This is a genomic window from Erythrobacter sp. MTPC3 (assembly GCF_042854385.1).
Taxonomy (GTDB): domain Bacteria; phylum Pseudomonadota; class Alphaproteobacteria; order Sphingomonadales; family Sphingomonadaceae; genus Erythrobacter.
This window is the reverse complement of record NZ_BTGP01000027.1, coordinates 1-3,105: the sequence shown is the minus strand read 5'-3', so window position 1 is coordinate 3,105 and position 3,105 is coordinate 1. Positions and strand designations below refer to the sequence as shown.

At 60.1% G+C, this 3,105-nt stretch carries 4 protein-coding genes; all 4 read left to right on the top strand.

Going from position 1 to position 3,105, the window contains the following annotated elements; translation table 11 throughout:
- A partial coding sequence (locus ACGHU1_RS16775; RefSeq protein WP_390588843.1) for an ArdC family protein occupies positions 1-938 on the top strand: 938 nt, incomplete at its 5' end.
- A 52-nt stretch (positions 939-990) separates the two neighbouring features.
- On the top strand, positions 991-1,428 hold the full coding sequence (locus ACGHU1_RS16770) for a hypothetical protein (RefSeq protein ID WP_390588841.1): 438 nt from the start codon (positions 991-993) through the stop codon (positions 1,426-1,428).
- 142 nt (positions 1,429-1,570) lie between these two features.
- A complete protein-coding gene (locus ACGHU1_RS16765) occupies positions 1,571-1,789 on the top strand; it encodes an antitoxin VbhA family protein (RefSeq protein ID WP_390588838.1) in 219 nt (72 codons plus the stop codon).
- 2 nt (positions 1,790-1,791) lie between these two features.
- The gene (locus ACGHU1_RS16760) at positions 1,792-2,880 is read left to right on the top strand and encodes a Fic family protein (RefSeq protein WP_390588836.1); all 1,089 of its coding nucleotides are present in this window, start codon (positions 1,792-1,794) and stop codon (positions 2,878-2,880) included.
- Positions 2,881-3,105 lie beyond the last annotated feature (225 nt).

Below are 3,105 nucleotides of genomic sequence, written 5' to 3'. Positions count from 1 at the left end.
TGACTAAAGCCACCAACCGCAGCCGGAAATCCAAGGCCGTGCGGATCGACATTTACGAGGAAGTGACCAACCAGATTATTGCCATGCTGGAGGCTGGCACGAAACCTTGGGCACCGTCATGGGCGCAGGGTGCAGGCAGCTTCCCGCTTCGCTCTTGCGGCAAGCATTATCAGGGCATCAATATCCTGTTGCTTTGGGCAACCGCGATCACGCGCGGATATGCGAACCCCTATTGGATGACCTTCAAGCAGGCGCTGGAACTTGGCGGCAACGTCAAGAAGGGCGAGAAGGGAACCCGCGTTGTCTATGTCGGCCAGATCACAAAGAAGGACGATGACGCGCAGGCCGATGGCGATCAGGACGAACGCAAGGGCCGCGTTTTCCTCAAGCATTACACTGTTTTCAACGTGGGGCAGATCGAGGGATTGCCCGAAGGCAAATTCCCGACCCCGGAACCCGTCATTCAGAACAGGGAAGATCGTGACCAGAGCCTAGATGCACTGTTTGCAGCCTATGGTGTTCCGATCCACGAACAGGAGGGAGGCGCGTTCTATACGCCGCTAACCGACCGTATCACCATGCCGCACTTTGAGAGCTTCACCAGCGCCAACGCATTCTATGCCACGCTTGCACATGAAGCGATCCACAGCACCGGCCACCGTGACCGGCTCAACCGCGAAACCCTGCGTGACTACAGCAAGAGCCTTGCGATCAGGGCGCGCGAGGAACTGATTGCCGAAATCGGGGCATCCTTTGTCTGTGCAGCCATCGGCATGGAGCCGACGCAGCGCGAAGATCATGCCGCCTATGTGGCGCACTGGATCAGCCATTTGCGGAACGACAAGAAGGCCATTTTTCAGGCCGCGACCGCAGCACAGGCCGCAAGCGAATTGATCCTGAAAGCCAGCGAGGCCGAGGCCGAGCGGCACACCGCCTGACCCTACGGGGCGGCATCGAGCCGCCCCACCATCCAAATTTGAGGAATTTTCCATGCGTGACCTTGATGGATTCGATTATCTGGCGATGGCCCTGATTACCGCGCCCGAAGCTGCGAAATTGCGGCGCTTGTTGCGAGGCTATCTGGAAAAACTCGATAGCGCGCCGGATGAACCCGACGCGATGGCCGAGCGGATCGAGGAAATGCGCGCCTTCTATCGGATTGCCGCAGGTGCCGAGAAAACCCGCATCGGCGGCCTCGCCAATGGCCGCACGATCAGCATTCGCTTCAGGCAAGGAGAGCGGATCGAGCGCATCCACGGCACACCCTACGGCAACGCCGTTGCTACCGACGACAGCCATATCGAATATGACCGCTACGGCAGGCCCGTGGAAATGGTCCGCTACCGCTTCACCATGAACCCGGACGCCGCATTCCCCGAAATCGTGAATGACAAGCGCGAAGCCGCATATTTCAGGGCCATTGAATGAGCCTTTCGCTCCCCCCGCGCGGCGCGCCCCAGCCACAAGGGCCGGGGCGCGCCGCCAGTCCCTTTGCCCGGCGCGTTCGGGCGACAATTCATTGAGTGTTTAGCATCTTTCTGCTACGAGTATCGGAACAAGGATCGATCAGATGAACGCACATTCCGCCTTCCCCGCTGCCTCGCCCATCACCGCTGAAGAACGCGCAGCGCGCAAGGCTGCGGTCGATTTTGCGCGCGGCTCGATCCGCTTCGAGGGCGGCATTCTTTCGGCTGAAATTGAAGCCCTGAATACTCGCTTCATCAACGGTGAACTTGATAACGCCCAGCACACCGCTGCCGTCCTGGAACTCTGTAACGCGCAGGCGTAACCGTGGCCGACAGCGCCGAGCAGCGCGATCTGGCGCAGTCCTTTGTTCGCGCGAAAGAACTTCAGTTAGACCCGATCAAGGGCAATTTCGATCAGGCCCATTTGCAGGCCGTGCATCGCCATATCTTTCAGGATCAACCGCACCACAAACCGGGCGAATTTCGAGAACCCGCCCCCGGCCACTTCAAACATCGTCGGCTTGAAGAAAGCCTTACCGGCCATGTCGTGCCTTATGCCCTTCGCAGCACCCTTGACCGGGAACTAGGGCCGCTGCTGACTGGCCTTGAGGGCGGCGCGAAACTGGCAGGTAAAGACACCCTCGCAATGGCCGGAGCGATGGCTGACCTTTACGCCAAGCTGGATCATCTGCATCCCTTCAGCGAAGGTAACAGCCGCACCTTGCGCGCATTCACCTCCCAGCTTGCGGCCGAGAATGGCCACAAGCTGGACTGGAACACCACGAACGCGAACCGCGAGACGCGCAACGCGCTCTACATCGCCCGCGATATGGCGGTGATCCGCGAGCATTTTCCCGGTATCGAACCACGCGACACCGCGACTACGACAGACCGCGAGCGCATGGCTGCGGCGATGATGCTCGCACAGAACGAACACGCCGATCCGCTTAAAGAAATGATCCGAGTATCGCTTGAGCGCGGTCAGGAGCAGCAACCGCACATCAAAACCATGTCCCGCGATGAAATCATGCGGCAACATGAATTTTCCGCTCCTACGGCGCTGAAACAGGCCGAGCGCGGCCACGAGGAAACGCGGATTGCCGAACTTCGCGGGAAGGCATCGAAAGATGACCTTCAGAAAGCCGAACGGACCCTGGAACTTGCCAAGATGCTGTCCGATCCGAAAGACTTTCGAGCGAAGATGGACGCGATCCGCACCGACGAACTGCGCGTCCGATTCAATCCCGGCGAAGGTGCGCTGTCCCGCCTTGCGGGCGTCAGCGCGGCAGTGGACCGCGAGCTGCAACGCCAGCGCGATACAGGACGCGGTGACACGGATCGACAGGCAGGCCGATCCGATCCGGTGCGTTCTTCAGCCGACAAGCCGAGCCGCGAGGATGAGCGGGAGCGTTGAGAGCGTCCAACCTGCTTTGAAGCCGGGAACCTGCTCTATTCGCTAGGCGGCAGAGCCGCCAACCTCACCGAACCCGCAAGCGGTTTCGTCCCATCCGGGTAACGAACAGGGCTAAGGCAATGATGACGGAGGATCCGCGCGGCGGATCGTTCCGGCGCCATTGTGTGAACGATCATGCACACGATCGGCGGCATGGTCGCGCGCGCATGGTCTGCACTTCGCTAT